Below are 26179 nucleotides of genomic sequence, written 5' to 3' on the forward strand. Positions count from 1 at the left end.
GCGCCGTCGCGCCCCGTCAGGTCGCGATCAGGCGGCGCGTGTGGCGGGCGATCATCCGCTCCTCGTCGGTCGCGATGCAATAGACCGCGACGGCCGCGCCCTCCGGCGACAGGCGCAGCGCATGGTCGGCGTTGGCGGATGCGTCGAGCGCGATGCCGAGCCAGCCCATGTCGGCGCAGACCTTCGCGCGGACCGTGGCCGAGTGCTCGCCGATCCCGCCGGTGAACACCAAGGCGTCGAGCCCGCCGAGCAGGGCGGTGAGCGCGCCGACCTCGCGGCGGATGCGCAGCACGAAATGGTCGATGGCAAGGGCTGCCTCCGGCGCGTCGGAGGCTTCCAGCGCCCGCATGTCGGAGGACACGCCCGACAGGCCCTTGAGGCCCGACCGGTGATAGAGCAGATCGGCGATGGCGTCGCCGTCCATGCCCTTTTCCTGCATCAGATAGAGCAGCACGCCGGGGTCGATCTGGCCGCTGCGCGTGCCCATCGGCAGGCCGTCCAGGGCGGAAAAGCCCATGGTCGAGGACACGCTCCTGCCACCGCTCAGCGCGCACATCGAGGCGCCGTTGCCCAGATGCGCGACGACGACGCGGCCCTGCGCCCGCTCCGGCGCGATCTCGGCGAGACGCCCGGCGATATACTCGTAGGACAGGCCGTGAAAGCCGTAACGCCGCACGCCCTCGTCGTAGAAGTGGCCAGGCAGGGCGAAGGTATCGACAACGCGCGGATGGCCGCGATGGAAGGCGGTGTCGAAACACGCGACCTGCGGGCGGCCCGGAAAGGCGGCGCGCGCCGCGCGGATGCCCGACAGATTGTGCGGCTGATGCAGCGGCGCCAGCGGGATCAGCCCGGCGAGCGTCTCCAGCACCGCATCGTCGATCAGCACCGGATCGCCGAACTGCGGTCCGCCATGCACCACCCGGTGGCCGATGGCGGCGGCGCGCACGTCCGGCCGCTCCCGCCGCATCCAGTCGACGATGACCGTCAGCGCGCTGTCGTGGCAGGCGCCTTCGGACGGGCTGAGGGCGCGGTCGGCGAGCACCGCGCCCTCGGCATCGTGCAGGGTGAAATGCGGATCCGTGCCGAGCCCGTCGATCTGGCCGCGCAGGATCGAGCGCTCGTCTTCGAAGAGCTGGACCTTGATCGATGAGGAGCCGGCATTGAGAACGAGAAGATGCGCCGCGTCGCTCACTGGGCCGCCTCCGCCTTCGGCTCCGCGTCCGTGCGCGGGAGCGGGGCGTCGAAGGGGGCGAGCGGCGCGCCGTTGCGCAGCCAGTGGTCGTAGAGGATCGCCAGCGTGCAGGAGGCGAGGCGCGCGCGTTCATCGTCGGCGCGGCTGGTCAGCATCACCGGCACGCTGGCGCCGATGACCAGGCCGGCCGCCTCGGCATGGGCGATGAAGGTGAGTTCCTTCGCCAGCATGTTGCCGGCCTCCAGGTTCGGCGCGATCAGCACATCGGCGCGTCCGGCGACCAGCGAGGTGATGCCCTTGGTCTTCGCGGCCTGCACGTCGATGGCATTGTCCATCGCGAGCGGCCCGTCGACGATGCCGCCGCGGATCTGGCCGCGTTCCGCCATCTTCGACAGGACGGCGGCGTCGATGGTGGACTGCATCGCCGGGTTCACCGTCTCGATGGCGGAAAGGATGCCGACCTTGGGTTCCGTGATGCCGAGCGCGCGGCCCATGTCGATGGCGTTCTGCACGATGTCGACCTTGGCGGCGAGGTCCGGCGCGATGTTGATCGCCGCGTCCGAGATGATGACCGGCGAGGGGCGGCCTGGAATGTCCATCACGAAACAGTGGCTGAGACGCTTGCCGGTGCGCAGGCCGCCGTCGCGCTTGACGATGTGCCTGAGCAGCGTGTCGGTGTGCAGGTGGCCCTTCATCAGGGCCCGGGCCCGCCCCTCGTGAATGAGCGCGACGCCACGCGCGGCGGCCTTGTCCTCGGTTGGCTCGTCGACGATCTCGAAGCCGGTGAGGTCGGCCCCGATCTCTTTCGCGGTTGCCGCGATTGCCGTGGCGTTGCCGACCAGGATGGGCGTGATGAGACCTTCGCGCGCGGCCAGCAGCGCGCCGCCGAGCGCATTCGGATCGTCGGGCGCGACAACGGCGACGGGCAGGGGCGGCACGGTCGCGGCAAGCTCCGTGAGGCGGTCGAAATGCTGATGGCGCTCGACCAGGATGCCGGGCAGCTCCGCCGGATCGAAGGTGATGCGCGTTTCCGGCGCGACGACGATGGCGCGGCCGTCCGCGATCACCGTCCCGTCGGAGCGCGCCACGCGCGTCTCGAGATGCACGACCCGGTCGGCCTGCTTCTCCACCACGGTGGCCGTGACGCTGAGCTTGTCGCCCAGATGCACCCGGTCGCGGAAATTGAAGGTCTGGCTGCGGTAGACCGTGCCGGGGCCGGGCAGCACATTGCCGAGAACGGAGGAGATCAGCGCGCCGACCCACATGGACGGCGCCACGGGGTCGTCCTTTTGGCCGTCGCCGTTCCAGTCGATGTCGGGGATGTGGACCGGATTGATGTTGCCCGAGGCATGCGCGAAGACGAACAGGTCGTTCGGCGTGAGAATGCGGGTGAGCGACGCGCTTTCGCCGATCTCGAGCTCGTCATAGGTGCGGTTCGTGGCCATGATCGCAAGTCCTTTGTCGCGCGCGCCCGTCCGGGGCACGGCTGAACGCGGGTGGGCTTCCTCCACGGGCCCCCGCAAGACGGTGCCTGCAAGGGCGCGGCCCGGGTTGTTCCCGGGTCCGGCTGCGGTTTACGACAAGGGTATGAAGGTGAAGTGAAGCACAGGCTACGTAAAGCCGCGATCCGGACTTGCCCGCATCGCGCGCCCGCCGGCGGCGGGGCGGATCAGTTGCAGCAGGTGACGCTGGTGCTGACGCGCGGACGCATGAAATATGTGTCTTCCAGTGTGATCGTGTCGGTGTCGAACACGTCCTTCAGGATCGCGGCGAAGCTCGGGCGATGCGCGTAGCTTGCGTGCGTCACGATCAGATAGCTGCCCTTCTGTTGGGTCAGGGCGTCGGGGATCTGGATCGGCGGCGCGGTGTTGGTGGCCCAGGCGGCGGTGTGCGACGCCCGGCTCCACTCCACGCGCGGCTTGTTCACGTCATGGATGCGGATGCTGGCGACCACGAGTTTCAGCGGCGCGCTGGGATAGGGATCGAGCACCGCCTCCGACACCCTCAGCAGGTCGTTGATCTGGGCGTTGGTGAGCCGGTCGGTCTGCGACACGAGATCGGCGAGCGACTGGGTCGCCTGGCTGACCTTTCGGTCGACGGTCAGCGCGGAATTCATGTCGATCATGCCCAGAAACAGAAGAAGCATGAAGGGCAGGACGAGGGCGAATTCCACCGCCGCCACGCCCCGCCGGTCGCGCGAGAAACGGCGTCTGAAACCGATCCGGCGCGGGCGTGTCGGATGGTCCCGTCCGTGAGTGAACCGCGACAGCATCCTCAGCCTCCCGGTTTCTGCGTGGACCAGGGGAAGGGTTCGTTGCGGAACACCTGGGTGGCGACGAGCAGCCGGTCGCCGGAATCGAGATCCGCGTAATTGGTCTTCATCAGCGACGAGACCATCGGCCAGCGGTACATGGCGCGCACGATGACGATATCGCCGGCGCCGCCGTGGTCGTAGCCGGTGTCGTCGGTGACCTCGCCGTCCTCGATCAGCGGCTTGGCGGAAAAGCCGGAGAAGCTGTCGAGGGTCTCCACATCGATGATCAGCCGGTTCTCGCTGACGGGAAAGCCCGACATGTTGCGCAGGACCTGTTGCTTGAAGGCGCCGGCGTCGAAGCCGTTCTTGTGCGCCTGGCCGGTGCGGATCGTGCGCGCCGCATCCATCACGGCATTGTTGAGCACCTGGTCGGCGAACAGCGAGAGACCGATCTCGATCAGGCCGAACAGCAGCAGAAAGAAGGGAATGGCCACGAAGCCGAATTCGATGGCGGTCGTGCCGGAGCGGTCGCGCAGGACCGCGCCAAAGCGTCGCCGGCGCCTGCGCCGGCGGTGCGTGCTGTCCGCGTCGCTGCTGCCCCGTGCCTGCATGGTGTCTCGTGTCCCGTCCTCAGCCCGCCGAGCGATGCGGCCGCCCGCTTACTGGCCGATCCCGGCGGCCCGCTCGGACATCTGCGTGCGGGCCTGGGACTGCTTGGAGGTAAGGTCGAACCTGGCTTCGGCGTCGCCCACGCGCAGCACGGGCTCGCACAGCGGCGCACAGGAATAGGAGGTGCGCGCGGTGTTGCGATGCACGGTGACGAGATCGGACTCCGGTGCCGTCACGGTGATCACCTCGTCGATGATCGGTTCGCCCTCGGCGTCGAGGATGACCAGATTGGTGGTGCCAAAGAGCTTGCCGGTCACCACCACCGTCATGCGGTCGTACATGGTGACGTCGGCAATCGCCGGGTTGCCCACGATCACCGTGTCGGCCGGCGCGTCGATGCGGAACACCTTGGCGCGATCGGTCATGACGTGAACCGCCGCCTGCTCGGCCTGCGCGGAAATCGCGCCCCCGCCAAGGCTCCCACCAAGGCTGACGCCGAGCGCGAGTGCACCTAAGAGGACGAGCCGCGAAATCGGGGAACAGGACGCCATCTGGATCGTCTCCTTCGAAGAAAACCTACCCGAAGGTGAAGGAGATTGGTGAAGGAACCGCTAACGCCCGCATCGAGCCTGCCGCAATCCGCGAACAGCGTTAATGGTGCGGGCCTCCCCTTCGCCGCCGGCTCGCGCGGCAAGGCGGCAGACGGCGGCGACGCATGCCTCGCCGGTCTTTTCGAGGATCGTTAAAATCGAGGGTAAAATGGCGAGAAAGTATTAACCATGGAACCTTGCGGCTGATATTCCCTTGGCCCGCCTTCGAAATTTAACCTTGTAGCAAGGTGTGGTTCCTATAGTGGCAACATCTTCGAACGGCCAAGCAAATGCAAAACAATGGCCGACGAGGTGGTGCTGTCAAAACAAGTGGAAGTAAGGAGCCAACCATGAAGAATCTCTTTGCGCGTTTCGCGGAAGACGAATCCGGTGCGACCGCCATCGAATACGGCCTGATCGCCGGCCTGATCTCGATCGGCATCATCACCGCCGTGACGGCGGCTGGCGACTCGATCGCCGGCATCTTCGGCCAGGTCCGCGATGCGCTGGCGGGCGTTTCCGTCGACACGGGTAGCTAAGCCCGGTGCCAATCCGGGGCGGGACGACGAGGCGCGAGATCGCGAACCGCGTCCGCCCCGGTGCACTTGAACGGGCGGCCTTGCGCCGCCCGTTTGCGTTTCCAGCCGGGATCCCTTGGCCCGTCCCTCGTGTCGATGAGCGGGTGACGAGGGACACCGGACGTCCGCGCCGGGAAAGAGGTCAAGGACAATGCTCGACGCCGCCCTTCTCGTGATCTTTCCGTGCCTTCTGGCCTTCGCCGGAACGTCGGACCTGTTCACGATGACGATCCCCAACCGCGTGTCGCTGTTGCTGATCGCGGGCTTCGCGGTGCTCGCGCCCTTCGTCGGGCTAGGGCTCGTCGAGATCGGGTTTCACCTCGCGGCGGCCGGACTCGCGCTCGCCGTCTGCATGACCTTCTTCGCGCTGGGCTGGATGGGCGGCGGCGACGCCAAGATCCTGACCTGCGTGGCCCTGTGGTTCGGCTGGTCGCCGGAGCTGGTGGCGTTTCTCGCGCTCGCGGGGATCTATGGCGCTGTCCTGACCATCGGCATCGTGATGTTCCGCGTGATGCCGGTGTTGCCGACCCCGCTCGGTCGGGCCGAATGGGTGATGCGGCTGCACGACCGGACGTCCGGCGTGCCCTATGGCATAGCGCTGTCGATCGCCGCGCTCCAGGTCTATCCGCAGACCGTGTGGTTCCAGGCGCTTGCCTGACGAACGTCATCGCCTGAAGACGACCCTCGATACAGCAACGGCCGCGATCCGCATTTCCGGTGGCCGTTCCGGTCGTGCGCCAGGTCGTGACGGCCCGTTGTTCCGCCGTACCCGTTGCCAAAAAGATTAACGAAATGCAAACGCGCGATGCGTCAAGCATCACTTTGCGATTTGTTTAACGTAGCTTCATCAAGATTGCTCATATCTGATTAACCATGTCTTGACCATTTGCCTGTCACTGTACCGTCAGAACGATCCCGGGTCCGTGAGTCCCGCAGGGTCCCCCTCGGTTGTGCAGGTAGCTTGTCATGAAACTCGCTCGATTGGCCATTCTCGGTGTGTCGCTTGCGGCCGGTCTGCTGGTCGCGCGCATGGCGATGGCGCCCGCTCCGGAACCGACGGGCGCACCGGTCGTCGTCCAGGAGACCACCGAGAAGGAAGAGGTGCTGGTCGCCGCAGTCGACATTCCGCTCGGCGCACAGGTGTCCGACGGCGATCTGCAATGGACCGAATGGCCGCGCGAACTCGCGCCGACAAACGCGATCATGCGCTCCATGCGGCCGGACGCGATCGGTGAGATCGCGGGGCGCATCGCCCGGGCGCCGGTCTACGCGGGCGAACCGCTGCGCGAGGAGCGGCTGATCGCCAGCGACCGCGGCTTCATGTCGTCGATCCTGCCGAAGGGCAAGCGCGCCATCGCGGTCTCCGTCGAGGCGTTGACCGCCGCCGGCGGCTTCATCCTACCGGGCGACAAGGTGGACGTGATCCTCACCAGCCAGGGCGCCCAGCGCAGCGGCAACAGCTTCACCAGCGAGACCATCCTGCAGAACGTGCGCGTGCTGGCCATCGACACGACGACCGCCGGCGAACAGGACGAGAAGGCGCTGCCGCCGGGACAGACGGCGACACTGGAGCTGACGCCCGCACAGGCGGAAGTGGTCGCCCAGGCCTCGCAGCTCGGCACGATCTCGCTGGTGCTGCGCTCGGTGCAGGATTCGGCGGACGACGCCGCGCCGGACATGATCGGCGGCGGCGTGAACTTCGTGAAGTTCGGCGTGACCGGCCAGATGCAGACACAGCGATGAGCGGGGCGGGGACGGTCATGGCGTCAAGGAGAACTGGAATGGCGGGACAACGTTTCCTCGGCATCGGCCTTGCGGTCGCGCTGGCGATTGGCGCCCTCGCCCTGCCGCAGGCGGCGAGCGCGGACAGCTATCCGAAGTCCGTGACCATTCAGGCGGGCGAACGCGTGTCGGGACGCGTGCTCAAGGTGGGCATGGGCCGGTCGGTCGTGATCAACCTCGGCGAGGAGGTCAGCGACATCATCGTCTCCAACCCGGAGATCGCCGATGCGGTGGTGCGCAGTTCTCGGCGGGTCTTCGTGTTCGGCAACAAGGCGGGGCAGGCGAGCCTGTTCCTGTTCGGGCGCGGCGGGCAGCAGATCGCGAGCTTCGATCTGGCGGTCGAAACCGACACCACCGACCTGAACGCGATGATCGCCCGCGCCATTCCCGGTGCCAGCATCCGCGCCGAATCCGTCAACGGAAACATGGTCCTGAGCGGCACGGCCTCGAGCGCCGGCGACGCGCAGCGCGCCGCCGATCTCGCCGAGCGCTTCTCGCGCAAGGAGGGCGATGCCCTGCCGGTGCTCAACATGATCTCGGTGACCGGCAAGGACCAGGTGCATCTGAAGGTCACGGTCGCGGAGGTCGAGCGCTCGATCATCAAGCAGCTCGGCGTCAATCTCGCCGGCAACGTCGGCCTCGGCAATTACAACATCGGCTTCAACAATCAGCCGTCCTACACGGTGAACTCCAACGTGGTCGGCCGCTCGGCCGCGGGGTTCTTCGATCCGACCAGCCCGAACACCACCTCGGGCTTCGTGGCCGGCGGCACGCAGCTCAAGGCGAACATCGAGGCGCTGCAGCGCGACGGCGTGATCCGCACGCTCGCCGAGCCGACGCTGACCGCGATCTCGGGCGAGAACGCGAGCTTCCTCGCCGGCGGCGAGTTTCCGATCCCCATCGCCCAGGACGACAACAAGGTCACCGTCGAGTTCAAGAAGTTCGGTGTCGGCCTCGACTTCACGCCGGTGGTGATGAGCGGCAACAACATCTCGCTGCGCGTCAAGACCGAGGTCAGCGAGATCACCCAGGAGGGCGCGGTGTCGCTCGGCGCGCTGACGATCCCGGCGCTCAAGGTGCGCCGCGCCGAATCGACCGTCGAACTGCCCTCGGGCGGAACGCTGGTGATGGCCGGCCTCCTGAAGGAATCCTACAAGCAGGATCTCAACGGCGTGCCCGGCCTGATGCAGGTGCCGATCCTCGGCGCGCTGTTCAAGAGCCGCGACTTCCTGCGCCAGGAGACCGAACTCGTGGTCTTCGTCACGCCCTATACCGTGCGCCCCGTGGCGCGCAGCGAACTGGTCGCGCCGACGAAGAACCTGGCGCCGGCCAGCGACGGCGACACGATTTTCCTGAACCGTCTGAACCGGGTCTACAACGTGTCGGGCGGCGGCGCCGCGGGCACCTTCCACGGCCAGGTCGGATACATCTACGAATGAGGACCGCTGTCATGCCCGCACGCACCGCACAACGCCGCGCGTCCGTCGTCCGCACCGGGCGGGGCGTCGTGCCCGGCCTCGTGGTCCTGACGGCGCTGCTGCTCGCCGGCTGCCAGTCGCCGACGTCGAGCACGGCGACCATCGCGGCCAACGATCACCGCCTGCGCCATCCGATCATCGTCGGCGAAGGCACCAAGACGCTGGATCTGCCGATCGGCAGCGGCACGCGCAAGCTGTCGCCGCAGCTGTCGGCGGTGATCACCGGCTTCGCGCAGGACGCCAGGGCGCGCGGCGGCGGCGCGGTGGAGATCGTCGCCCCGTCGGGCTCGCGCAACGAAGCGGCCGTGCATGCGGTGCTGCCCGAAATCCGCCAGGCGGTGACCCGGGGCGGTGTGGCGTCCGGGCGGATCGTGACCCGCAGCTACCGGGTGAACGATGCCACGGTGGCGGCGCCGATCCGCCTTGCCTACACCGGTATTCAGGCCAAGGCGGGCCCCTGCGGTCGCTGGCCGGACGGGATCAATTTCACCGCGTCCGGAACCCGGCACGATCCCGAGCTCAACAATTCGCAGTATCACGAGTTCGGCTGCTCCACGCAGTCCAACCTCGCCGCGATGGTCGACAATCCGACCGACCTGCTGACGCCGCGCGCCGCCGCCTCCGGCGACCGGAACCGGCGCGCAACCGTCTTCGAGAAGTATCGCGCCGGCGAGCAGACCGCCGGGGAATACAAGGAAGGCGACGGCGCGCAGGTGTCCGACGCGGCCGGAAGCTGAGGCCTGAGGGAGCAGGTGGCATGAACAGTCTCGCATTCGAGGACATGGCCGAGGAGACCCGGCGCGCGGTGGACGAGGCGGACCGCTTCGAGGAGCTGTCGCCGGCGGTGCCGGCCGACGCGGTCGATCTCAAGCCGGTGCCGCGCATCGCGATCCAGGCCTTTTGCGAAAGCGACGGGGTCGCGGACACGGTCGAGACGGCCGCGCGCGACCGGCGCATGGCCAAGGCTCATGTGAAGGTGCACAAGGGCGGCGTGGCGGCGGCGATCGATTTCTACGGCTCGGCGCCGACGCCCAATCTCATCGTGATCGAGAGCCTGTCCGATCCGGGCGGGCTTCTGGAGGGCCTGGAACGGCTCGCCGAAGTCTGCGACGCGGGCACCAAGGTGATCGTGATCGGTCATGTCAACGACGTGTCGCTCTATCGCGATCTGATCCAGCGCGGGGTCAGCGACTATCTGGTCGCCCCCATCGATCTGTTTCAGCTGATCGGCGCGATCGGCTCGCTCTACGTGAACCCCGACGCCGATCCGCTGGGGCGCACCATCGCCTTCGTCGGTGCCAAGGGCGGGGTGGGCGCCTCGACCGTGGCGCATAATGTCGCCTGGTCGATTGCGCGCACCTACGAGAGCGACGTGGTGCTCGCCGATCTCGACCTGGCCTTTGGCACGGCGGGGCTCGACTTCAACCAGGACCCGCTGCAGGGCGTCTATGAGGCGATTTCCTCGCCCGAACGCCTCGACGAGGTGATGCTCGACCGCCTGCTGTCGAAATGCGCCGAGCAGCTCAGTCTGCTGGCCGCGCCGGCCTCGCTGGAGCGCCCCTACGACCATTCGGAGAGCACCTTCGATTCGCTGGTGGAGCTGATGCGCCAGGGCGCGCCGGCGGTCATCCTCGACATTCCGCACGGCTGGTCGTCCTGGCACCGGCGCCTTCTGGCGTCCGCCGACGAGGTGGTGATCACGGCGGAGCCGGATCTCGCCAACCTGCGCAACGCCAAGAACATGGTCGACACGCTGAAGCAGCTGCGGCCCAACGACGTGGCGCCGCGTCTGGTGCTCAACCGGGTCGGCGTGCCCAAGCGGCCGGAGATCAAGGCCGGCGAGTTCACCGACGCGCTCGGTCTCGACGCGGTCGCGGTGATCCCCTTCGATCCGCTGGTCTTCGGCACGGCGGCCAACAACGGGCAGATGATCGGCGAGCAGGACGAGCGCCATCCCAGCGCCGCGCTGTTCGAGCAGCTGTCGCAGGTGGTGACCGGCCGCGCCGAGATCCAGAAACCGAAGGGCCTGGATCTCGCAGGCTTGATGTCGCGGCTCCTGAAGAAAGGCTGACGCGGCCCGGCGCGGCCCGGCGGGCCGCGCAAACCGGTGCAGGACGAACACGGCAACGGCGCAAGACGCACAAGGCAACTGAGTGTAGGTGACAATGTTCGGTCGACGTGGCGCAAGCCCAGCAACGCCGGTTTCCCGCCCGAAGGCGCCCGTGGCTCCCGCGACGGAGTTCGAGCCGGCCCCGCGTCCGCAGGAGCCCGCTCCGCAGGCGCCGGCCTCTCAGGGTGCGGTGTCCCCCGGCGCGGTGTCCCCCGCCCCGGCCTCGCAGGATGCGGGCGAGCCGGCGGCCGCGCGTCCCGAGCCGGCGACCGTTTCCGCCTCTGAGTCCAAGCCGAGCGCGCCGGCCGCCGCCTCGGCGGGCGAACCGCGCAAGCCCCGGCGCTCCGACGATTACTACGAGACCAAGGCATCGATCTTCAACGCGCTGGTGGAAGCCATCGACCTGTCGATGCTCACAAGGCTGAGCCCGGAGGACGCGCGCGAGGAAATCCGCGACGTCGTCAACGACATCATCGCGCTGAAGAATGTCGTGATGTCGATTTCCGAGCAGGAAGACCTGCTGGAGGACATCTGCAACGACGTGCTCGGCTTCGGACCGCTCGAGCCGCTTCTGGCGCGCGACGACATCGCCGACATCATGGTGAACGGCGCGGACACGGTCTACATCGAGACGCAGGGGCGGATGGAGCAGACCGGCATCCGCTTCCGCGACAACAAGCAGCTGATGAACATCTGCCAGCGGATCGTGAGCCAGGTCGGCCGCCGGGTCGATGAATCCAGCCCGATCTGCGACGCCCGCCTGATCGACGGCTCGCGCGTCAACGTGATCGCGCCGCCGCTGGCGATCGACGGGCCGACGCTCACCATCCGAAAGTTCAAGAAGGACAAGCTGACGCTCAAGCAGCTCGTCCAGTTCGGCTCGATCTCGCCGGAAGGGGCGACGGTGCTCGAGATCATCGGCCGCAGCCGCTGTAACGTGCTGATCTCGGGCGGCACGGGCTCGGGCAAGACGACACTGCTGAACTGCCTGACCGCCTATATCGATTCCACCGAACGCATCATCACCTGCGAGGACGCCGCCGAACTGCAGCTCCAGCAGCCGCATGTGGTGCGTCTCGAGACCCGCCCGCCCAACCTGGAAGGCGAGGGCGAGGTGACCATGCGCGATCTGGTGAAGAACTGCCTGCGCATGCGGCCCGAGCGGATCATCGTCGGCGAGGTGCGCGGACCCGAGGCCTTCGACCTTCTGCAGGCGATGAACACCGGCCACGACGGCTCGATGGGCACGCTGCACGCCAACTCGCCGCGCGAGGCCCTGTCGCGTCTGGAATCGATGATCACCATGGGCGGCTTCTCGCTGCCCTCCAAGACGCTGCGGGAGATGATCGTCTCCTCCATCGACGTCATCGTGCAGGCGCAGCGTCTGCGCGACGGCTCGCGCCGCATCACCCATGTGTCGGAGGTGATGGGCATGGAAGGCGACGTGATCATCACCCAGGACGTGTTCCTCTACGACATCCTCGGCGAGGACGCGAACGGCCGTCTGATGGGCCGTCACCGCTCCACCGGCATCGGCCGTCCGAAGTTCTGGGACAAGGCCCGCTACTTCGGCGAGGAACAGCGCCTGGCCGCCGCCCTCGACGCCTCCGAAATGCGCGAGGGCGAACATGTCTGAGCTGCGCGCCGTGCTCACGCCGGAACTGACCTGGCTCGCCATGGCGCTGCTTGCGACCTTTTCCATCGGCGGCATTCTCTACGCGCTGTTGCAGCCGCGCCTGTCGGGCGAGAAGGAACGCGAGAAGCGGCTCAAGTCGGTCGCCAGCCGGGCGAACACCATCGACGCGGTCCGCCGCACCCGCGACAACGAGCGCCGGCGCAAGTCGATGCACGACCAGCTCCGCGAGTTCGAGGAGCGCGAGAAGCGCAAGCACAAGGACGCCGCAAAGCTCAGTCTCGAGGAGCGCTTCGATCAGGCGGGCCTGAACTGGAGCAAGCGCACCTTCTACCTGTTTTCCCTCGCGAGCGGGTTCACCTTCCTGATCCTCGGCTTCACCGTCACGTCGTCGCTGATCCTGAACGTCGGGCTCGCCTTCGTCGGCTTCTTCGGCGTGCCGCGCTTCTATCTGGCGCGCCGGCGCAAGAAGCGGATCGAGGCCTTCCTGAATGAGTTGCCCAACGCGGTCGACGTGATCGTGCGCGGCACCAAGGCCGGCCTGCCGCTCGCCGAGTGCATGCAGATCGTGGCCGCGGAGGCCCGCGATCCGATCAAGACCGAATTCCGGCGCATCATCGAAACGCAGCAGATGGGCGTGACGCTGTCGGAGGCCATCGCGAAACTGCCGCAGCGCATGCCGGTCGCGGAAGCCAACTTCCTGGCGATCGTCGTGGCGATCCAGTCGCAGGCCGGCGGCTCCCTGTCGGAGGCGCTGGGCAATCTCTCCAAGGTTTTGCGCGAGCGCAAGTCGATGAAGGGCAAGATCAGGGCGATGAGCCAGGAGGCCAAGTCCTCCGCGGCGATCATCGGCTCGCTTCCCTTTCTGCTGGTCGGGGTCCTGTCGCTGATCAGCCCGTCCTTCATCGAGGTGCTGTTCACCGATCCCGCCGGCCAGATCATCCTCGTCGTGAGCGGCGGCTGGATGCTCACCGGTATCTTCATCATGAAGAAAATGATCAACTTCGACTTCTGAGGGGAAGGCCACCGCCATGTTCGGGCTCTCTTTCGCCGACCTCGCCAGTCAGCAAACCCTGATCGCGCTGCTGACCACCGTCGCGGTGGCGGGCACGGTGTTTTCGCTGGTCATGCCGTTGCTGGAGGGCGACAGGCTCAAGGGCCGGATGAAGTCCGTCGCCCTGGAGCGCGACCAGATGCGCGCGCGCGAGCGCGCCCGGCTCGCGGAGGAGAAGAAGGCGCCGCGTGCCGCGCTGCGCAACCAGCCCAAGCAGCACATGCAGCGTCTGGTCGACCGGCTCAACCTCAAGGCGCTGATGTCGGACGAGACAACGCGGATGCGGCTCGTGCAGGCGGGATTTCGGGGCACCAAGCCGCTGTACACCTATCTGTTCGCGCGTCTGGTCATGCCGGTGCTGCTGTTTCTCGTCGCGCTGTTCTATCTGTTCGTGCTGGTGCAGATGGACGTGCCGCCGATGGTCAATGTGTTCATCGCCGCCTTGATTGCCTTCATCGGTTACTATGCGCCGGATCTCTTTCTCAAGAACAAGATCCAGAACCGCCAGACCTCGATCAACCGGGCCTGGCCGGACGCCCTCGACCTGATGCTGATCTGCGTGGAATCGGGCATGTCGATCGAGGTCGCCTTTCGCAAGGTGTCCGAGGAAATCGGCGTGCAGTCGATCCCGCTCGCCGAGGAACTCACGCTGAGTAACGCGGAACTCTCCTATCTGGGCGACCGCAAGGTCGCCTATGAGAATCTCGCCAAGCGCACGGGGCTGGAAGGCGTGAAGAACGTCTCTCTGGCGCTGGTCCAGGCGGAGCGCTACGGCACGCCGATCTCGCAGGCCTTGCGGGTGATGGCGGACGAAAACCGCTCGCAACGCATGCAGATGGCCGAGAAGAAGGCGGCGGCCCTGCCGCCCAAGCTGACGGTGCCGATGATCGTCTTCTTTCTGCCGGTGCTGCTGGCGGTGATCATCGGCCCGGTCGTCATCCAGGCCATGAAGACCTTCTGAAGCGTACAGCCGGGTCATTCCGCGCGGCACCCTTCCCGAACACATACCCGCCCGCCGCGCCCGGATCTCCGGCTTGCGCGCCGGGGCGCCGCGCACGCAGGCAAATCCCCCGCCGGGGCCGGTCTGGCCCGTTCGCTGGCAAGGAGGACGTGCGGGAAGGTGCTGTCTCGCGGTCGGGCGACGGACGGAAGCTGCGGCGAGGGGGCGACGGGGGCCGGCGCCCGCGCGCCACGCGCGGCGGCGCGGGCCGGATCGGCACGGCAGGCGGGCGGTTTGCGCGGCTCAGCCGCCGCGCCGTTTGCGCTTGTCGGACTCGGAGATCTCCGCCCAGGAATTGCGCTGGGCCAGCATCGATTTCAGATAGGCGATGTTCTGGTTCGCCTGGCGCGGATCGAGTTCGGAGCGGGCGACCTGCTCGGCTTCCTCGAAGCGGCCCTGCAGGCCGATGGCGAGCGCGAGGTTCTGGCGGATGCGGCTGTCGGCCTTGGGACTTGCCGCGGCCCGGCGCAGGATTCGTTCCGCTTCCTCCACCTCGCCGGACAGAAGATGCGACATGGCGAGATTGTTGAGCAGGCTCGGCTCGTCCGGCGCGATCTTCAGCGCCTGCCCGTAGAGCGAGCGGGCCTTGTTGGTGTTGCCCAGCTGATCCTCGATGGCCGCTTCGGCCGAGAGCAGACGCCAGTCGGGCCGGGTCGGCGTCTGCGCGCCCTTGATGACGCGCAGGGCTTCCTGGAGCTTGCCGCCCATTGCCAGCACCTTGCCATAGGCGGCGGCGATATCGCGGTCGCTCTGGTTGCCGATGACGGCCTTGCGCAGCACCGCTTCGGCCTGCGGGATCTGGCCGTTGCGGCGCAGCGCCGCGGCATAGTTCAGGATGTTTTCCCGGTCGGTGGGCGCGCGTTCGTAGGCGCGGCCCCAGTAGTCGACCGCCTGGCGCGCGGGGCCGGACCCCGGGGCGGCGTAGCTCTGCGCGCCCGCATGGGTGCCGACCGCGCGTTTGTTGGACGCGCAGCCGGTCAGGGCGAGCGCCGCGGCGAGCGACACGGCGACGGTCAGGCGAAAGGGGACGGAGCGTCCCGGATGGGTGCGCTTGGATGGCATGGGCCGGGCTCCTCGACGCGGCGAAAGGATTGCAAATTGCCTGCCCCATCAATAGGCCGTTAACCCTAATGCTTCGTTAAGCGGGCGTGCGGTTCGGCACCTGCTGCCGTGCCCCGTGTCGTGCCCCGTCCCGCGCGACAGTGCCGCCGGCCCCGCGATTGCCGCCCCGCCGGCTTCGTGCTTTAACGGTCCGAGTTCTCCCGTTTTTCAGACACAAGGTGACCCGCCGGTGCGTTCCGCTCTGCTTGCCCCCGCTCCCGACCAGACCGCGATACCCGTTCATTTCGTCGATACGGCCAGCACGTCCGCCCGGCTTGCTGACCTCGGTGCCGAGGCTGAGGCCTGGGCCGCCGCCAACGGCTTCGACGGCGCGGCCGGACGCCTGCTGATCGTGCCCGGCGAGGGGCTGACCGCGCGCGCCGTGCTCTTCGGGGTCCGGGAGCCGGCCCGTCCGGGGTTCGCCGCCGGCGAGCTCGCCCGCAAGCTGCCGGCCGGGATCTACCGCTTCGAACTGGAAGAGACGGCGCAGACCGACGCCGCGCTTGCCTTCGCGCTCGGCAGCTACCGCTTCACCCGCTATCTGCGGGACGACGAGCGGCCCGGCCCGAGGCTGATGGTCGACGCCGGCGTCGACCTCGACGCGCTCGGCATCGTGCTCGACGGGGTGGGGCTGGCGCGCGACCTCATCAACACGCCCGCCAACGATCTCGGCCCGGCCGAGCTTGCCGAGACGGCGCGCGATCTCTTCGCGCTGCACGGCGGGACCACCCGGGTGATCGAGGGCGAGGCCCTGCTCGCCGAGGGCTTTCCCATGGTGCATGCGGTCGGGCGTGCGAGCGACCGCGCGCCGCGTCTCGTCGATGCGCAATGGGGCGACGAGGAGCACCCCAAGGTGACGCTGGTCGGCAAGGGCGTCGTCTTCGACACCGGCGGCCTCGACATCAAGCCGGCCAGCGCCATGACCCTCATGAAGAAGGACATGGGCGGGGCGGCCAATGTGCTGGGTCTCGCCGCGATGATCATGGCGGCGCATCTGCCTGTGCGCCTGCGGGTGATCGTTCCGGCGGTGGAAAACGCGATTTCCGGCGCAGCCTTCCGCCCCGGCGACGTGCTGCCGAGCCGCAAGGGGCTCAGCGTGGAAATCGGCAACACCGACGCGGAAGGCCGACTCGTGCTCGCCGACGCGCTGGCGCTGGCCGACGCGGAAAGCCCCGAATTGCTCATCGACATGGCGACGCTGACCGGCGCGGCGCGCGTCGCGCTCGGCCCCGAGCTGCCGCCCCTCTTCACCGACGACGAGACCTTTGCCGCCCATCTCGCCTCCTGCGCCGAGACGGTGGACGATCCCGTGTGGCGGCTGCCGCTGTGGCGTCCCTACGAGCGCTATCTCGAAAGCCGGGTCGCCGACATCAACCACATCAACACCAGCGGCGCGGGCTTTGCCGGGTCGATCACCGCCGCGCTGTTTCTCGCCCGTTTCGTGGAAAACGCCGGCACCTGGGCCCATCTCGACATCTACGGCTGGACGCCTTCGGACCGCCCCGGCCACCCGACCGGCGGCGAGGCGCAGGCGATCCGTGCCCTCTTCGCGTTGCTGCGCGACCGCTACGGCGAGGCCTGACCCCGGTTTCGCCGCGCGCCCGGCCTTCGTATAACGGAGCCGAAACGGTTTTGCGCGACACTGCCGCCAATCCGGACGGTGCCGGGCGCAGGCGCCCGGGGCCGGCCGTTGGGACGCGGGGAACCGCGGTGGGAACGCGAAAGGGTGCAGATGGGTGTCGAAATGCGGCCCGGTCAGGCCTTGCGCCTGTGGCACGACGTCACCATGGCGCTCGTGACCGATGGCGACAAGGATCTGACGGCGCGCCAGATGGCGATCCTCCTGACCGTGTATCTGGAACCGCCGCCGCATACGGTGCGCGGGCTGGCGGCACGCCTCAATGTCACCAAGCCGGTGATCACGCGCGCGCTCGACACGCTGGGCAACATGCGCCTGCTGTCGCGCCGGCGCGACGAGGCGGACCGGCGCAACGTGGTCGTCACGCGGACGGTGGCCGGGGCGCTCTATCTGGAGGAAATCGCCGACACGATCGTCGCCAAGGCGGCGGAAATTCGTCGGTGAGGCTTGCATGACACCACAGGGAGGGCGCGCATGACCCGCGATCTCGACGCCTTCGATCTCGATGATTTCGACCCGGCCGACTTCGACCGGCGGCTGCATCCGGTGCGGAGCGATCTCGCGGCCGCCGCCTATCGCGGGCGCGCGACGTCGGCCCGTTTCGTCGAGGGCACGGCGATGCAGGTTGCCGCCGACAGCGTCGCCCTGCGTCCCGCTCCCGATGCCGCGCGTTCCATCGACACCGAGGCGCTGCACGGCGAGACCGTCACCGTCTTGGAGACCCGCGAGGACGGCTGGGCCTGGGGTCAGCTTTCGACCGACGGCTATGTCGGCTACCTGCCGCAGGCAGCACTCGTGCCCGCCGGTCCGCCGCCGACGCATCGGGTCGCGGCGCTGCGCAGCTTCCGCTATCCGCGGGCGGATCTGAAATTTCCCCCGCTTGGCTGCATCTCGCTCGGCGCGCGGGTGCGGGTGGTCGACCGGACCACGACGCGCGGGCTCGACTATGCGCTTCTCGACGACGGCTCGGCGATGGTCGCCCGCCATCTCGTGCCGCTGGATCGCACGGTGTCCGACTGGGTGGCGGTGGCCGAGGCGTTTCTCGGCACGCCCTATCTGTGGGGCGGGCGGACCTCGCTCGGGCTCGACTGCTCGGCGCTGATCCAGCTTGCAGCGGCCGAGGCCGGCATCGCGATCCCGCGCGACACCGACATGCAGGAGCGCGCGGCCGGAACGCCGCTCGACCTGGCAGCCGGCTTCGAGGGCGCGCGGCGTGGCGATCTGGTGTTCTGGAAAGGGCACGTCGGCGTGTTGCAGGACGCGCGCACCCTGCTGCACGCCAACGGCTTCACGATGACCGTGGCGAGCGAATCCCTCGATGTCGCCGTGGCGCGCATCGCGGCCAGCGAATGGGGCGCGGTGACCGCGCTGCGCCGCCTGACGATCCGGTCCTGACGCCGCGCGCGGCCCGATCTGACCAGGTGGCTGCAAGACCGCCGATGGGGCGGGTCCACGGATGGAGAAGAAACTTCCGGAAGTGACGCCGTTCGGGCAATTCCGTTCCAAGAATTTTTCTAATTATTTCATGATTGTATTTCTTTTGAACAGGTGATCGTTTGGTGCGGAAAGCATTTGCAGAGTCGGACGAAAAGCAATAGGGCTGTGACGCCTTGCGCGCCGGGGGAGGGCAGCGGCAAGGCGGGATCGGGACAGGACGATGCGCCGGGACGATGATGCGTTCGCGGCACGGCGGCGGGGGCCCGGTCGTTCGCGCAAGGATCTTGCGCGTGAATCTTGCAAGAGAGTGATGAGGAGCGCGCGCCGTCAGGCCCTGACGGCGGCTGGCGTGCGCCCGGACGGACCAGACCGACGACCATGTTGCACGTGATACCCCATGCGGTTTTCCTCCATGTGGAGGACAACCCCGACGAAGCGCGCCTCTTCCGCGATGCGCTGGCGCGGGTGACCGCGAACATCCGCATTCGCCGGGTGAGTTCGGCGGAGACGGCGCTCGGCTTGATGCCGGTGCCGCGGCCGGGCGATGCCGGCCCTCCCTTCGACTGCGTGGTGTCGCGCCTGCGCCTGCCCGGGCGCAGCGGTCAGGATCTGGCGCGCGCGCTGCGCCAGCGCTACGACGCCGCCACCCTGCCGCTGGTGGCGGTCACGCATGACGTTCCGGCCGCCGCCGAAACGCCCTTCGACGCGGTGTATCAGAAGGCCGCGAGCGTGCGGGCGATGGAACCCGTCGCCCATGCCATCGTCGACCTGTGGTTTTCCCAGGCGCGCCGCTTCCACTGCTGACGCGCCCGGGCTCAAGCCGATCCTCAGTAGCCGCGCGCCGGGTCGACGCGGTTTTCCAGGTCCGCGCCCGCCTCGAAGGCGCGGATCTGCGCGGCGACATAGTCGATGATCGCATCCGGGTCGCTGTCGGCCGCGATATGCGGCGTGACGACGGCGGTTTCCAGATCCCACAGCGGACTGTCCGCCGGCAGCGGTTCGGTCTCGAAGACGTCGAGGCTCGCCGCGATCAGCGTCCCGTCGCGCAGGGCTTGCGCGATGTCGGCCTCGACGTGGCTGCCGCCGCGCCCGGCATTGATGAAGACCGGACCGCCGAGCGCGCCGTCGCGCGGCAGCTTGTCCAGCACGCCGCGGTCGATCAGGCCATGCGTCTGCGGGGTGAGCGGCAGCAGGTTCACCAGAATGTCGGTGCGCGCCAGAAAGGCGTCGAAGGCCTCTTCGCCGGCAAAGCATTCCACGCCGGCGAGATCCTTCGGCGTGCGCGCCCAACCTGCGACCCGGTAGCCGAGACGCACGAGAACCTCGGCCGCATCCGCCCCGAGCACCCCGAGACCGAGGATGCCGACCCGCACGTCGCGTGCGGCTGCCTGCGCATGCGGCGTCCACTCGTGCCGGCGCTGCTGGGCGGCATAGCGCAGATGCTGGCGATGGTGCAGCAGCACCTGAAGGGTGATCCATTCGCTCATGCGTCCGGTGAGATCCGGATCGACCACGCGTACGATCGGCACGTCCGGAAGGCCCTGCTGGCCGAGCAGATGGTCGACGCCCGCGCCGAGCGAAAAGACGGCCTGAAGGTTCGGGCAGGCGGTGAGCGCCGACGCCGGTGCCTTCCAGGTAAGGGCATAGCGGATGTCGGCGGGATCGCCCATGGCGTCCGGCCAGATTCGGATGTCGCGATCCGGAAGACGCGCCCGCAGCCGCTCCGCCCAGGGGCCCGCGTCCCATCCCGTGACTGCAATCAGGATCGCCATGCGTCGTGTCCTCCCGCGCCATGTGTCGTCATTGTGTGTCGTCGTCATGTGCTGATAGCGCGCCGGGACGGGGGCAGGGAAGGGCGAAGTCCTTGTTTTTTCGGGCTCGGACCCCAATCGCCGGCCCTCAATCCCCGGCTTGGGCGAGACGCGGGCCCGGTGCGGCAGATGTCGCTTCGTCGTGGTCGCCGGCGGCCGGCGCGTCCTCCGCGTCCTCGGGCGGGTCGAGATCCAGCGCGCCGATGCCGCGCCCGCGCCGGGAGATCTTGTCGGTGGAGATCAGGATCTGGTCGATGTCGCGCCCGGCCTGCCCGAAATGGCTCTGCAGCTTGCGCACGCGCTGGTCGAGCCGGTCGACGTCCTCCACCAGATGCGCGACCTCCGCCTGGATCAGATGCGCCTCCTCGCGCATGCGCGCGTCCTTCAGCACCGACTGCACCACCTGGATCGACAGCAGCAGCAGCGTCGGCGAGACGATGACGATCCGCAGCCGATGGGCGCGCTGGACTAGATCGTCGAACTGCTCGTGGATTTCGGCGAAGACGCTTTCCGACGGCACGAAGAGGAAGGCGGTGTCCTGCGTCTCGCCGGGGATGAGATAGCGCGCGTGAATGTCGGCGAGATGCTTGCCGATGTCGCGCCGGAAACGGGCGCGCGCGGCCTTCAGCGCCTGGGGCTCGCGCGCCGCGCGCAACTGCGTGTGCGCCTCCAGCGGAAACTTGGCGTCGATGACGAGCGGCGGTGCGTCGTTCGGAAGATGGATCAGGCAGTCCGGCCGCACGCCGCTCGAAAGCGTGGCCTGGAAGGTGTAGCCGTCGGCGGGAAGCGCATCGCGAATGAGCGCCTCCATCCGCCCCTGACCGAAGGCGCCGCGCGTCTGCTTGTCGGCGAGCACGGCGCGCAGGTCGCCGACCTGCCCCGTCAGGTCGCGGATCGTCGTCTGCGCCCGGTCGATCACGGCGAGGCGTTCGTGCAGGTGGCGCAATCCGTCGTGGGTGCGCCGCGTGCTCTCCGCCATCGACTGGCCGAGCTTGTGGCTCATGCCGTCGAGCCGCTCGTTCACCGCGCGCACCAGATCGCCCTGACGGCTGCCGAAAACCTCGGCCATGGTCTGCATGCGGCCGGTCATTTCCGATTGCAGCTTCAGCAGATCGGCGATCCGGGCCTCCAGCGCCTGCGCCTGGGCGCGGGCGATCCGCTCGGCCCGCCGGCGCCCCCGCGACAGGCGCACGAGCAACCCCAGGCAGAGGATCAGGGCCGCGCCCAGCGTCGCGCCGCCGGCCAGCAGGGCCTCGCCGAGCGCGACCGGGCGCCCGGCGATGGAGAAGAGAATCGCATCCATGGAAACAAATATAGAACATCGTGCCCCCGCCGGAAACGCCGCTCATGGCGGCTCCCGTGGTTCGCACGCGTTGACCTTGCCCGCCGGATTGCATATTTCACCGCCATGACGAAACGCGACATCCTCATCATTCCGGACTCTAAGCTGCGTCTGGTCAGCGAGCCCGTGGCAACGGTCGACGACGGCGTGCGCCAGCTCGCCGACGACATGCTGGAGACCATGTACGACGCGCCCGGCATCGGGCTCGCCGCGATCCAGATCGGCGTGCCGACCCGCATGCTGGTTCTCGACGTGGCGCGCGAGGGCGAGGAGCCCGATCCGATGGTGGTGATCAACCCGCAGGTCGTGTGGGAATCGCCGGAGCGCTCCACCTATCAGGAGGGTTGCCTGTCGATCCCGGAGTACTACGAGGATGTCGAACGCCCGGCCCGGATCGGGGTGAAGTTCCTCGACCGCGAGGGCGCGGCGCGCGAGATCGAGGCCGACGGCCTGCTCGCCACCTGCCTGCAGCACGAGATCGACCATCTCAACGGCGTGCTGTTCATCGATCACCTGTCGAAGCTGAAGCGCGACCGGGTGGTCAAGAAGTTCCAGAAACAGGCGCGGCTCACGCAAAAGGCCTGAGCCGGCCCGCGTCACGCCGCCTCGACACATCCGACAGGACACACCCGACAGGACAAGGGCTCCCGCATGACCTTGCGCATCGTCTTCATGGGCACGCCCGATTTCGCCGTGCCGACCCTGATGGAGATCGTCGGGCAGGGGCATGATGTCGTCGCCTGCTACACCCAGCCGCCGCGCAAGGCGGGCCGGGGCATGGAGGAGCGCAAGTCGGCCGTGCACCGGGCCGCCGAAACGCTCGGCATCGAGGTGCGCACGCCGCTTTCGCTCAAGGACGCGGACGAACAGGCGCGCTTTGCCGACCTTGCCCCTGACGTCGCCGTGGTGGTCGCCTACGGGCTGCTGCTGCCGCAGCCGATCCTCGACGCGCCCGTGCACGGCTGTCTGAACCTGCATGCCTCGCTGCTGCCGCGCTGGCGCGGCGCGGCGCCGATCAACCGCGCCATCATGGCGGGCGACGCCGAAACCGGCGTCGAGGTGATGAAGATGGAGGCCGGCCTCGACACCGGCCCCGTCTACATGGCCGAGCGGGTGCGCATCGACGAGACGATGACCGCCGGCGATCTGCACGACCGGCTCGCGGCGCTCGGCGGCGATCTGATGGTGCGCGCGCTGGCGGCGCTGCCGCGCGGCGGGCTGAGCGCGACGCCGCAGGCCGAGGACGGCGTGACCTACGCAAAGAAGATCGACAAGGCCGAGACCCGCATCGACTGGACCCGGCCCGCGCGCGCGGTGCACGATCACATTCGCGGCCTGTCGCCGTTCCCCGGCGCCTGGTGCGAGATGGAGATCGGCGGCAAGCGCGAACGGGTGAAGATCCTGCGCAGCGCGCTGGAGACGGAAACGGAGCAAGACGCCGCCGCGCCGGGAACCGTTCTGTCGCCTGGGGGCGAGGGCGGGCTGCGCATTGCCTGTGGCGCGGGCGCGGTGCGGCTCGTGCAGGTTCAGCGCGCCGGGCGCAAGCCGATGGGCGTCGACGAGTTTCAGCGCGGCGCGCAGCTTCGCGTCGGCGCGACGATTGCGTAAGATGTGGCCCACCCATCACCGCGGATGCACCTCATGACCCATCCCTTGCCCGAACCCGTCATCCGTCCCGTCGCCGAGGGCGACGCGGGCGCGATCGCGCTGCTGCTCGCCGCCGCTTTCGGCCAGGACACGGAGGCGCGCCTCGTCGCGGAGCTGCGCGGCTGCGGCGCGCTGGTGATGGAGCGGGTGGCGGTCGATCCCGACGGAACGATCGACGGCTATGTCGCCTTCTCGCGGGTCACCGGCGCCGGTCCCGCGCATCGGCTGGCGATCTCCTGCCTCGCGCCGGTCGCCGTGCGCCCCGACCGTCAGCGCACGGGCATCGCGACGATGCTTCTGGAGGCGAGCCTGCGCGAGCTTGCCGACCGGGATGAGGATCTCGTGCTGGTGCTCGGCCCGCCGGCCTTCTTCCCGCGCTTCGGCTTCGACGCGGAACTGGCGAAGAAGGTGCGCGCGCCTTACGCGGGCGCCTTCTTTCAGGCGCTGGCCTTGACCGACGCGGCGCGCGCCGCGCTGCCCATCGAGGTCAGTTTCGCAACGCCCTTCCAGGCGTTCGACTAGACGCCGTTCCGCACTCCCGTCCGTCAGGCACCCCGCACATGCCCCGCTACAAGCTCACCGTCGAATACGACGGCCGGCCCTTCGTCGGCTGGCAGCGTCAGGCCAACGGCCCCTCCGTGCAGGCCGTGATCGAGCGCGCCATCGCCGCCTTTTGCGGGCAGACGGTCACCATCGGCGCGGCCGGGCGCACGGATGCCGGCGTGCATGCGCTCGGGCAGGTGGTGCATGTGGATCTGGACAAGGACTGGCCGACGGGCACGGTCTTCGGCGCGCTCAACTTCCATTGTCAGCCCGACCCGGTGGCGATCCTCGCGGTCGAGGCGATGCATGAGGGCTTCGACGCCCGCTTTTCCGCGATCCGCCGGCACTATCGCTACCGCATCGCCAACCGGTTGCCGCCGCTGACCCATGACCGGGGGCTTGCCTGGCACGTGAAGAAGCCGCTCGACGCCGATGCGATGAACGATGCCGCGCAGGTCTTCGTCGGCCATCACGATTTCACGACCTTCCGTCACTCGCGCTGTCAGGCGAAGAGCCCCTGGAAGACGCTGGAAGCCTTCCGCGTATGGCGCGAGGGTGACGCCGTGATCGCGGAGTGCAGCTCGCGCTCCTTCCTGCACAATCAGGTGCGCTCCATGGTGGGCACGCTGCGGCTGGTGGGCGAGGGGCGCTGGGGTCCGGCGGAGGTCGCCGCCGCGCTTGCCGCGCGCGACCGCGAGGCCTGCGGGCCCGTCGCCCCGCCGGACGGGCTCTATCTGACACGCGTCGATTATCGCGGTGCGGACGCGGACCGCGAGGCCCGCGCCGCCTGGCTGGCCGGTGAGGGCGCTCAGGCCGGGCCGGACGCGGCCTCGGAGGGCTGAGCGGCCGTCGTCCCGTCGCTCCCCTCGGCCGGGGCCGGGGGAACCAGACGCCGGTAGAGGTGCCAGGTGGTGTGACCGAGGATCGGCAGGCTGACCAGCAGGCCGATGAAGATCGGCAGCATCGACACCAGCAGCGTGACCGTGACGATGATCGCCCAGCCGATCATCGGGACGGGGCTGGTGACCACCGAGCGCACGCTGGTGATCATCGCTGTGATGAAGTCGACGTCCCGGTCGAGCAGCATCGGGAAGGACACCACCGTCAGCGAGAACAGGATGATCGACAGGGCGGCGCCGACCAGATTGCCGATCAGCAGGAACATCAGGCCTTCGGGCGTGGTCACCACCACGTCGACGAATTCGGCGAAGCTGGCGAAGGACTGGAAACCGAGGAACAGCGCCAGCAGCAGGCGCACCTGATACATCCACATGACCTGGACGAAGAGCACGACGAAGGCCATCCAGGCGAGTTCCCGGCGGCGCTGTGCCCAGATCACGCCGAGCACGCCGCCCCAGGTCAGCGGCTGTCCGCTCTCCAGTCGCCGGCTGACCTCATACAGTCCGACCGCGATGAACGGGCCGACGAGACCGAAGGCGACGGCCAGCGGATAGCTGAGATAGGGCATGCCGAGCGCGGACGCGGTCATCAGCACGACGATGCCGCCGATGGCGTAGACCCCGCCGAAGAACAGCCCGAAGACCGGAGCTGTGCGAAAATCCCGCATGCCGGCGCCGAGCGCGTCGACGATCGTCTGAAAGGTGATCGCGTTGACCCGGGTCGGGTCCGGGCGGGCGGGAGCGTGCACGGGCGCGGTGGTCGTGTCGCTGGATGTCATTCTTGTCTCCTCCGGATGGATTGTCGTTTGGAGACAGAATGCCACTGCGACGCCGTGTCGCAAAGCCGAACCGCGCGTGCCCGCCATGCGACGTTGGGCGGACCCCTATAGACCGAAAAGCCGGGCCGTCGCCTCGCTCAGGACGATGCCGGAGAGATACTCAAGCACCACCACCCCGCCGGCGACGACGGGCGGGCAGCCGAGCGTCACCCGCGTCGCGATGTAGCGGTAGCGCACGAAGACCAGTGTCGCGACCAGCAGGAACAGCATCAGCAGCCCGCCGGGCAGGAACCCGATGAGGTGCAGCGCGAACAGGGGCGCGGTCACCAGCGCCATGACGAGCGCCGACCAGTTGCGCACCACCACATAGGCGACATAGCCCGCGCCGACGCCGAGCGGGCCGGCGATCAGCGCGAGCACCAGCGGCACGAACACCCAGTCGAGGCCGAGCGCCACGGCCCGCGCGGTCAGGAAGAGCTCCAGCGACAGGGGCGCGACGTCGGCGGCCTCGCCGCTCACGAGCACGCGTGCTTCGGAGAGCGAGGCCAGCGCAACGAGCGGCAGCAGCAGAAGGATCACCGAGAAGGAGCGCCAGAAGCCGGCAAAACTCGTGTCGAAGCCGGCCAGCGCGCCGGGCCGGTTCAGCAGCAGGTTCCAGGCGGCGGCGGTGGAGCGCTGGATCTCCGCAAGGCTCGGCATGG

27 protein-coding genes are annotated in these 26179 nt (G+C 68.4%); 17 read left to right on the forward strand and 10 right to left on the reverse strand.

The window, feature by feature from the left end; all coding sequences use genetic code 11:
* Positions 1–16: 16 nt before the first annotated feature.
* The 5 genes from ABL312_RS00195 to ABL312_RS00215 form a co-directional block, all read right to left on the reverse strand.
* Positions 17–1192 carry an acetate/propionate family kinase gene (locus ABL312_RS00195; RefSeq protein WP_349359355.1) on the reverse strand — a complete coding sequence of 392 codons (1176 nt, stop codon included), beginning with the start codon at positions 1190–1192 and terminating at the stop codon, positions 17–19.
* Positions 1189–2637, reverse strand: coding sequence for a bifunctional enoyl-CoA hydratase/phosphate acetyltransferase (locus ABL312_RS00200; RefSeq protein WP_349359356.1), 1449 nt, complete (start codon positions 2635–2637; stop codon positions 1189–1191). Before ABL312_RS00200 ends, ABL312_RS00195 begins: the two co-directional genes overlap by 4 nt.
* Before the next feature lie 224 nt (positions 2638–2861).
* Complete coding sequence (locus ABL312_RS00205) at positions 2862–3464, reverse strand: TadE/TadG family type IV pilus assembly protein (protein WP_349359357.1); 603 nt, start codon at positions 3462–3464, stop codon at positions 2862–2864.
* 2 nt (positions 3465–3466) lie between these two features.
* Entirely contained in the window at positions 3467–4057 is a 591-nt protein-coding gene (locus ABL312_RS00210; protein ID WP_349359358.1) for a TadE/TadG family type IV pilus assembly protein, read from the reverse strand.
* A 48-nt stretch (positions 4058–4105) separates the two neighbouring features.
* Complete coding sequence (locus ABL312_RS00215) at positions 4106–4606, reverse strand: pilus assembly protein N-terminal domain-containing protein (protein ID WP_349359359.1); 501 nt, start codon at positions 4604–4606, stop codon at positions 4106–4108.
* Positions 4607–4995: 389 nt separating this feature from the next.
* Here ABL312_RS00215 and ABL312_RS00220 point away from each other — a divergent pair, with 389 nt between their 5' ends.
* From ABL312_RS00220 to ABL312_RS00260, 9 genes are all read left to right on the forward strand, one after another.
* Positions 4996–5184, forward strand: coding sequence for a Flp family type IVb pilin (locus ABL312_RS00220; RefSeq protein ID WP_349359360.1), 189 nt, complete (start codon positions 4996–4998; stop codon positions 5182–5184).
* A 190-nt stretch (positions 5185–5374) separates the two neighbouring features.
* A complete protein-coding gene (locus ABL312_RS00225) occupies positions 5375–5881 on the forward strand; it encodes a prepilin peptidase (RefSeq protein ID WP_349359361.1) in 507 nt (168 codons plus the stop codon).
* 308 nt (positions 5882–6189) lie between these two features.
* The gene (cpaB, locus tag ABL312_RS00230) at positions 6190–6966 is read left to right on the forward strand and encodes a Flp pilus assembly protein CpaB (RefSeq protein WP_349359362.1); all 777 of its coding nucleotides are present in this window, start codon (positions 6190–6192) and stop codon (positions 6964–6966) included.
* Positions 6967–7004: 38 nt separating this feature from the next.
* Complete coding sequence (locus ABL312_RS00235) at positions 7005–8444, forward strand: type II and III secretion system protein family protein (RefSeq protein ID WP_349359363.1); 1440 nt, start codon at positions 7005–7007, stop codon at positions 8442–8444.
* Positions 8445–8455: 11 nt separating this feature from the next.
* Positions 8456–9220 carry a CpaD family pilus assembly protein gene (locus ABL312_RS00240; protein ID WP_349359364.1) on the forward strand — a complete coding sequence of 255 codons (765 nt, stop codon included), beginning with the start codon at positions 8456–8458 and terminating at the stop codon, positions 9218–9220.
* Between the two features lie 20 nt (positions 9221–9240).
* On the forward strand, positions 9241–10554 hold the full coding sequence (locus tag ABL312_RS00245) for an AAA family ATPase (protein WP_349359365.1): 1314 nt from the start codon (positions 9241–9243) through the stop codon (positions 10552–10554).
* Between the two features lie 94 nt (positions 10555–10648).
* Entirely contained in the window at positions 10649–12229 is a 1581-nt protein-coding gene (locus tag ABL312_RS00250) for an ATPase, T2SS/T4P/T4SS family (RefSeq protein WP_349359366.1), read from the forward strand.
* Positions 12222–13241, forward strand: coding sequence for a type II secretion system F family protein (locus tag ABL312_RS00255; RefSeq protein ID WP_349359367.1), 1020 nt, complete (start codon positions 12222–12224; stop codon positions 13239–13241). Before ABL312_RS00250 ends, ABL312_RS00255 begins: the two co-directional genes overlap by 8 nt.
* Positions 13242–13257: 16 nt before the next feature.
* Positions 13258–14241, forward strand: a complete 984-nt coding sequence (locus ABL312_RS00260; protein ID WP_349359368.1) for a type II secretion system F family protein — start codon at positions 13258–13260, stop codon at positions 14239–14241.
* 282 nt (positions 14242–14523) lie between these two features.
* On the opposite strand, the gene ABL312_RS00265 is transcribed toward ABL312_RS00260, so the two are convergent.
* On the reverse strand, positions 14524–15342 hold the full coding sequence (locus ABL312_RS00265; protein ID WP_349359369.1) for a tetratricopeptide repeat protein: 819 nt from the start codon (positions 15340–15342) through the stop codon (positions 14524–14526).
* Between the two features lie 229 nt (positions 15343–15571).
* Between ABL312_RS00265 and ABL312_RS00270 the strand changes: the two genes are divergently transcribed.
* The 4 genes from ABL312_RS00270 to ABL312_RS00285 all read left to right on the forward strand — a co-directional run bounded on the left by ABL312_RS00270 (position 15572) and on the right by ABL312_RS00285 (position 19261).
* Positions 15572–16963: a leucyl aminopeptidase family protein gene (locus ABL312_RS00270; RefSeq protein ID WP_349359370.1), complete on the forward strand. Its 1392-nt coding sequence runs from the start codon at positions 15572–15574 to the stop codon at positions 16961–16963.
* Positions 16964–17113: 150 nt separating this feature from the next.
* Positions 17114–17464, forward strand: coding sequence for a MarR family transcriptional regulator (locus tag ABL312_RS00275; RefSeq protein ID WP_349359371.1), 351 nt, complete (start codon positions 17114–17116; stop codon positions 17462–17464).
* Positions 17465–17494: 30 nt separating this feature from the next.
* On the forward strand, positions 17495–18415 hold the full coding sequence (locus ABL312_RS00280) for an NlpC/P60 family protein (protein WP_349359372.1): 921 nt from the start codon (positions 17495–17497) through the stop codon (positions 18413–18415).
* A gap of 420 nt (positions 18416–18835) precedes the next feature.
* A complete protein-coding gene (locus ABL312_RS00285) occupies positions 18836–19261 on the forward strand; it encodes a hypothetical protein (protein WP_349359373.1) in 426 nt (141 codons plus the stop codon).
* 23 nt (positions 19262–19284) lie between these two features.
* Here ABL312_RS00285 and ABL312_RS00290 read toward each other — a convergent pair whose 3' ends face one another.
* Positions 19285–20229: a glyoxylate/hydroxypyruvate reductase A gene (locus ABL312_RS00290; RefSeq protein WP_349359374.1), complete on the reverse strand. Its 945-nt coding sequence runs from the start codon at positions 20227–20229 to the stop codon at positions 19285–19287.
* Positions 20230–20356: 127 nt separating this feature from the next.
* Complete coding sequence (locus tag ABL312_RS00295) at positions 20357–21571, reverse strand: DNA recombination protein RmuC (RefSeq protein ID WP_349359376.1); 1215 nt, start codon at positions 21569–21571, stop codon at positions 20357–20359.
* A gap of 105 nt (positions 21572–21676) precedes the next feature.
* On the opposite strand from ABL312_RS00295, the gene def reads away from it, so the two are divergent.
* The 4 genes from def to truA all read left to right on the forward strand — a co-directional run bounded on the left by def (position 21677) and on the right by truA (position 24642).
* Positions 21677–22195: a peptide deformylase gene (gene def / locus ABL312_RS00300; protein WP_349359377.1), complete on the forward strand. Its 519-nt coding sequence runs from the start codon at positions 21677–21679 to the stop codon at positions 22193–22195.
* Between the two features lie 72 nt (positions 22196–22267).
* Positions 22268–23218 carry a methionyl-tRNA formyltransferase gene (gene fmt / locus ABL312_RS00305; RefSeq protein WP_349361485.1) on the forward strand — a complete coding sequence of 317 codons (951 nt, stop codon included), beginning with the start codon at positions 22268–22270 and terminating at the stop codon, positions 23216–23218.
* Positions 23219–23251: 33 nt separating this feature from the next.
* Positions 23252–23779: an N-acetyltransferase gene (locus ABL312_RS00310; RefSeq protein ID WP_349359378.1), complete on the forward strand. Its 528-nt coding sequence runs from the start codon at positions 23252–23254 to the stop codon at positions 23777–23779.
* Positions 23780–23817: 38 nt separating this feature from the next.
* A complete protein-coding gene (truA, locus tag ABL312_RS00315) occupies positions 23818–24642 on the forward strand; it encodes a tRNA pseudouridine(38-40) synthase TruA (RefSeq protein ID WP_349359379.1) in 825 nt (274 codons plus the stop codon).
* Here the strand turns inward: truA and ABL312_RS00320 are convergent.
* Positions 24609–25478, reverse strand: coding sequence for a DUF2189 domain-containing protein (locus tag ABL312_RS00320; protein WP_349359380.1), 870 nt, complete (start codon positions 25476–25478; stop codon positions 24609–24611). The two genes, truA and ABL312_RS00320, sit on opposite strands and share 34 nt — an antisense overlap.
* A 105-nt stretch (positions 25479–25583) precedes the next feature.
* Positions 25584–26177, reverse strand: coding sequence for a hypothetical protein (locus ABL312_RS00325; RefSeq protein ID WP_349359381.1), 594 nt, complete (start codon positions 26175–26177; stop codon positions 25584–25586).
* Positions 26178–26179: the final 2 nt, after the last annotated feature.

The organism is Stappia sp. (assembly GCF_040110915.1).
GTDB lineage: Bacteria > Pseudomonadota > Alphaproteobacteria > Rhizobiales > Stappiaceae > Stappia.

What these genes read in the sequence shown, in the direction of transcription:
- ABL312_RS00200 (WP_349359356.1), bottom strand. Translation starts at nt 2,637, where the DNA reads ATGGCCACGAACCGCACCTATGACGAGCTCGAGATCGGCGAAAGCGCG.
- ABL312_RS00205 (WP_349359357.1), bottom strand. Translation starts at nt 3,464, where the DNA reads ATGCTGTCGCGGTTCACTCACGGACGGGACCATCCGACACGCCCGCGC.
- ABL312_RS00210 (WP_349359358.1), bottom strand. Translation starts at nt 4,057, where the DNA reads ATGCAGGCACGGGGCAGCAGCGACGCGGACAGCACGCACCGCCGGCGC.
- ABL312_RS00215 (WP_349359359.1), bottom strand. Translation starts at nt 4,606, where the DNA reads ATGGCGTCCTGTTCCCCGATTTCGCGGCTCGTCCTCTTAGGTGCACTC.
- ABL312_RS00220 (WP_349359360.1), top strand. Translation starts at nt 4,996, where the DNA reads ATGAAGAATCTCTTTGCGCGTTTCGCGGAAGACGAATCCGGTGCGACC.
- ABL312_RS00225 (WP_349359361.1), top strand. Translation starts at nt 5,375, where the DNA reads ATGCTCGACGCCGCCCTTCTCGTGATCTTTCCGTGCCTTCTGGCCTTC.
- cpaB (WP_349359362.1), top strand. Translation starts at nt 6,190, where the DNA reads ATGAAACTCGCTCGATTGGCCATTCTCGGTGTGTCGCTTGCGGCCGGT.
- ABL312_RS00235 (WP_349359363.1), top strand. Translation starts at nt 7,005, where the DNA reads ATGGCGGGACAACGTTTCCTCGGCATCGGCCTTGCGGTCGCGCTGGCG.
- ABL312_RS00240 (WP_349359364.1), top strand. Translation starts at nt 8,456, where the DNA reads ATGCCCGCACGCACCGCACAACGCCGCGCGTCCGTCGTCCGCACCGGG.
- ABL312_RS00245 (WP_349359365.1), top strand. Translation starts at nt 9,241, where the DNA reads ATGAACAGTCTCGCATTCGAGGACATGGCCGAGGAGACCCGGCGCGCG.
- ABL312_RS00250 (WP_349359366.1), top strand. Translation starts at nt 10,649, where the DNA reads ATGTTCGGTCGACGTGGCGCAAGCCCAGCAACGCCGGTTTCCCGCCCG.
- ABL312_RS00255 (WP_349359367.1), top strand. Translation starts at nt 12,222, where the DNA reads ATGTCTGAGCTGCGCGCCGTGCTCACGCCGGAACTGACCTGGCTCGCC.
- ABL312_RS00260 (WP_349359368.1), top strand. Translation starts at nt 13,258, where the DNA reads ATGTTCGGGCTCTCTTTCGCCGACCTCGCCAGTCAGCAAACCCTGATC.
- ABL312_RS00265 (WP_349359369.1), bottom strand. Translation starts at nt 15,342, where the DNA reads ATGCCATCCAAGCGCACCCATCCGGGACGCTCCGTCCCCTTTCGCCTG.
- ABL312_RS00275 (WP_349359371.1), top strand. Translation starts at nt 17,114, where the DNA reads ATGGGTGTCGAAATGCGGCCCGGTCAGGCCTTGCGCCTGTGGCACGAC.
- ABL312_RS00280 (WP_349359372.1), top strand. Translation starts at nt 17,495, where the DNA reads ATGACCCGCGATCTCGACGCCTTCGATCTCGATGATTTCGACCCGGCC.
- ABL312_RS00285 (WP_349359373.1), top strand. Translation starts at nt 18,836, where the DNA reads ATGTTGCACGTGATACCCCATGCGGTTTTCCTCCATGTGGAGGACAAC.
- ABL312_RS00290 (WP_349359374.1), bottom strand. Translation starts at nt 20,229, where the DNA reads ATGGCGATCCTGATTGCAGTCACGGGATGGGACGCGGGCCCCTGGGCG.
- ABL312_RS00295 (WP_349359376.1), bottom strand. Translation starts at nt 21,571, where the DNA reads ATGGATGCGATTCTCTTCTCCATCGCCGGGCGCCCGGTCGCGCTCGGC.
- def (WP_349359377.1), top strand. Translation starts at nt 21,677, where the DNA reads ATGACGAAACGCGACATCCTCATCATTCCGGACTCTAAGCTGCGTCTG.
- ABL312_RS00310 (WP_349359378.1), top strand. Translation starts at nt 23,252, where the DNA reads ATGACCCATCCCTTGCCCGAACCCGTCATCCGTCCCGTCGCCGAGGGC.
- truA (WP_349359379.1), top strand. Translation starts at nt 23,818, where the DNA reads ATGCCCCGCTACAAGCTCACCGTCGAATACGACGGCCGGCCCTTCGTC.
- ABL312_RS00320 (WP_349359380.1), bottom strand. Translation starts at nt 25,478, where the DNA reads ATGACATCCAGCGACACGACCACCGCGCCCGTGCACGCTCCCGCCCGC.
- ABL312_RS00325 (WP_349359381.1), bottom strand. Translation starts at nt 26,177, where the DNA reads ATGCCGAGCCTTGCGGAGATCCAGCGCTCCACCGCCGCCGCCTGGAAC.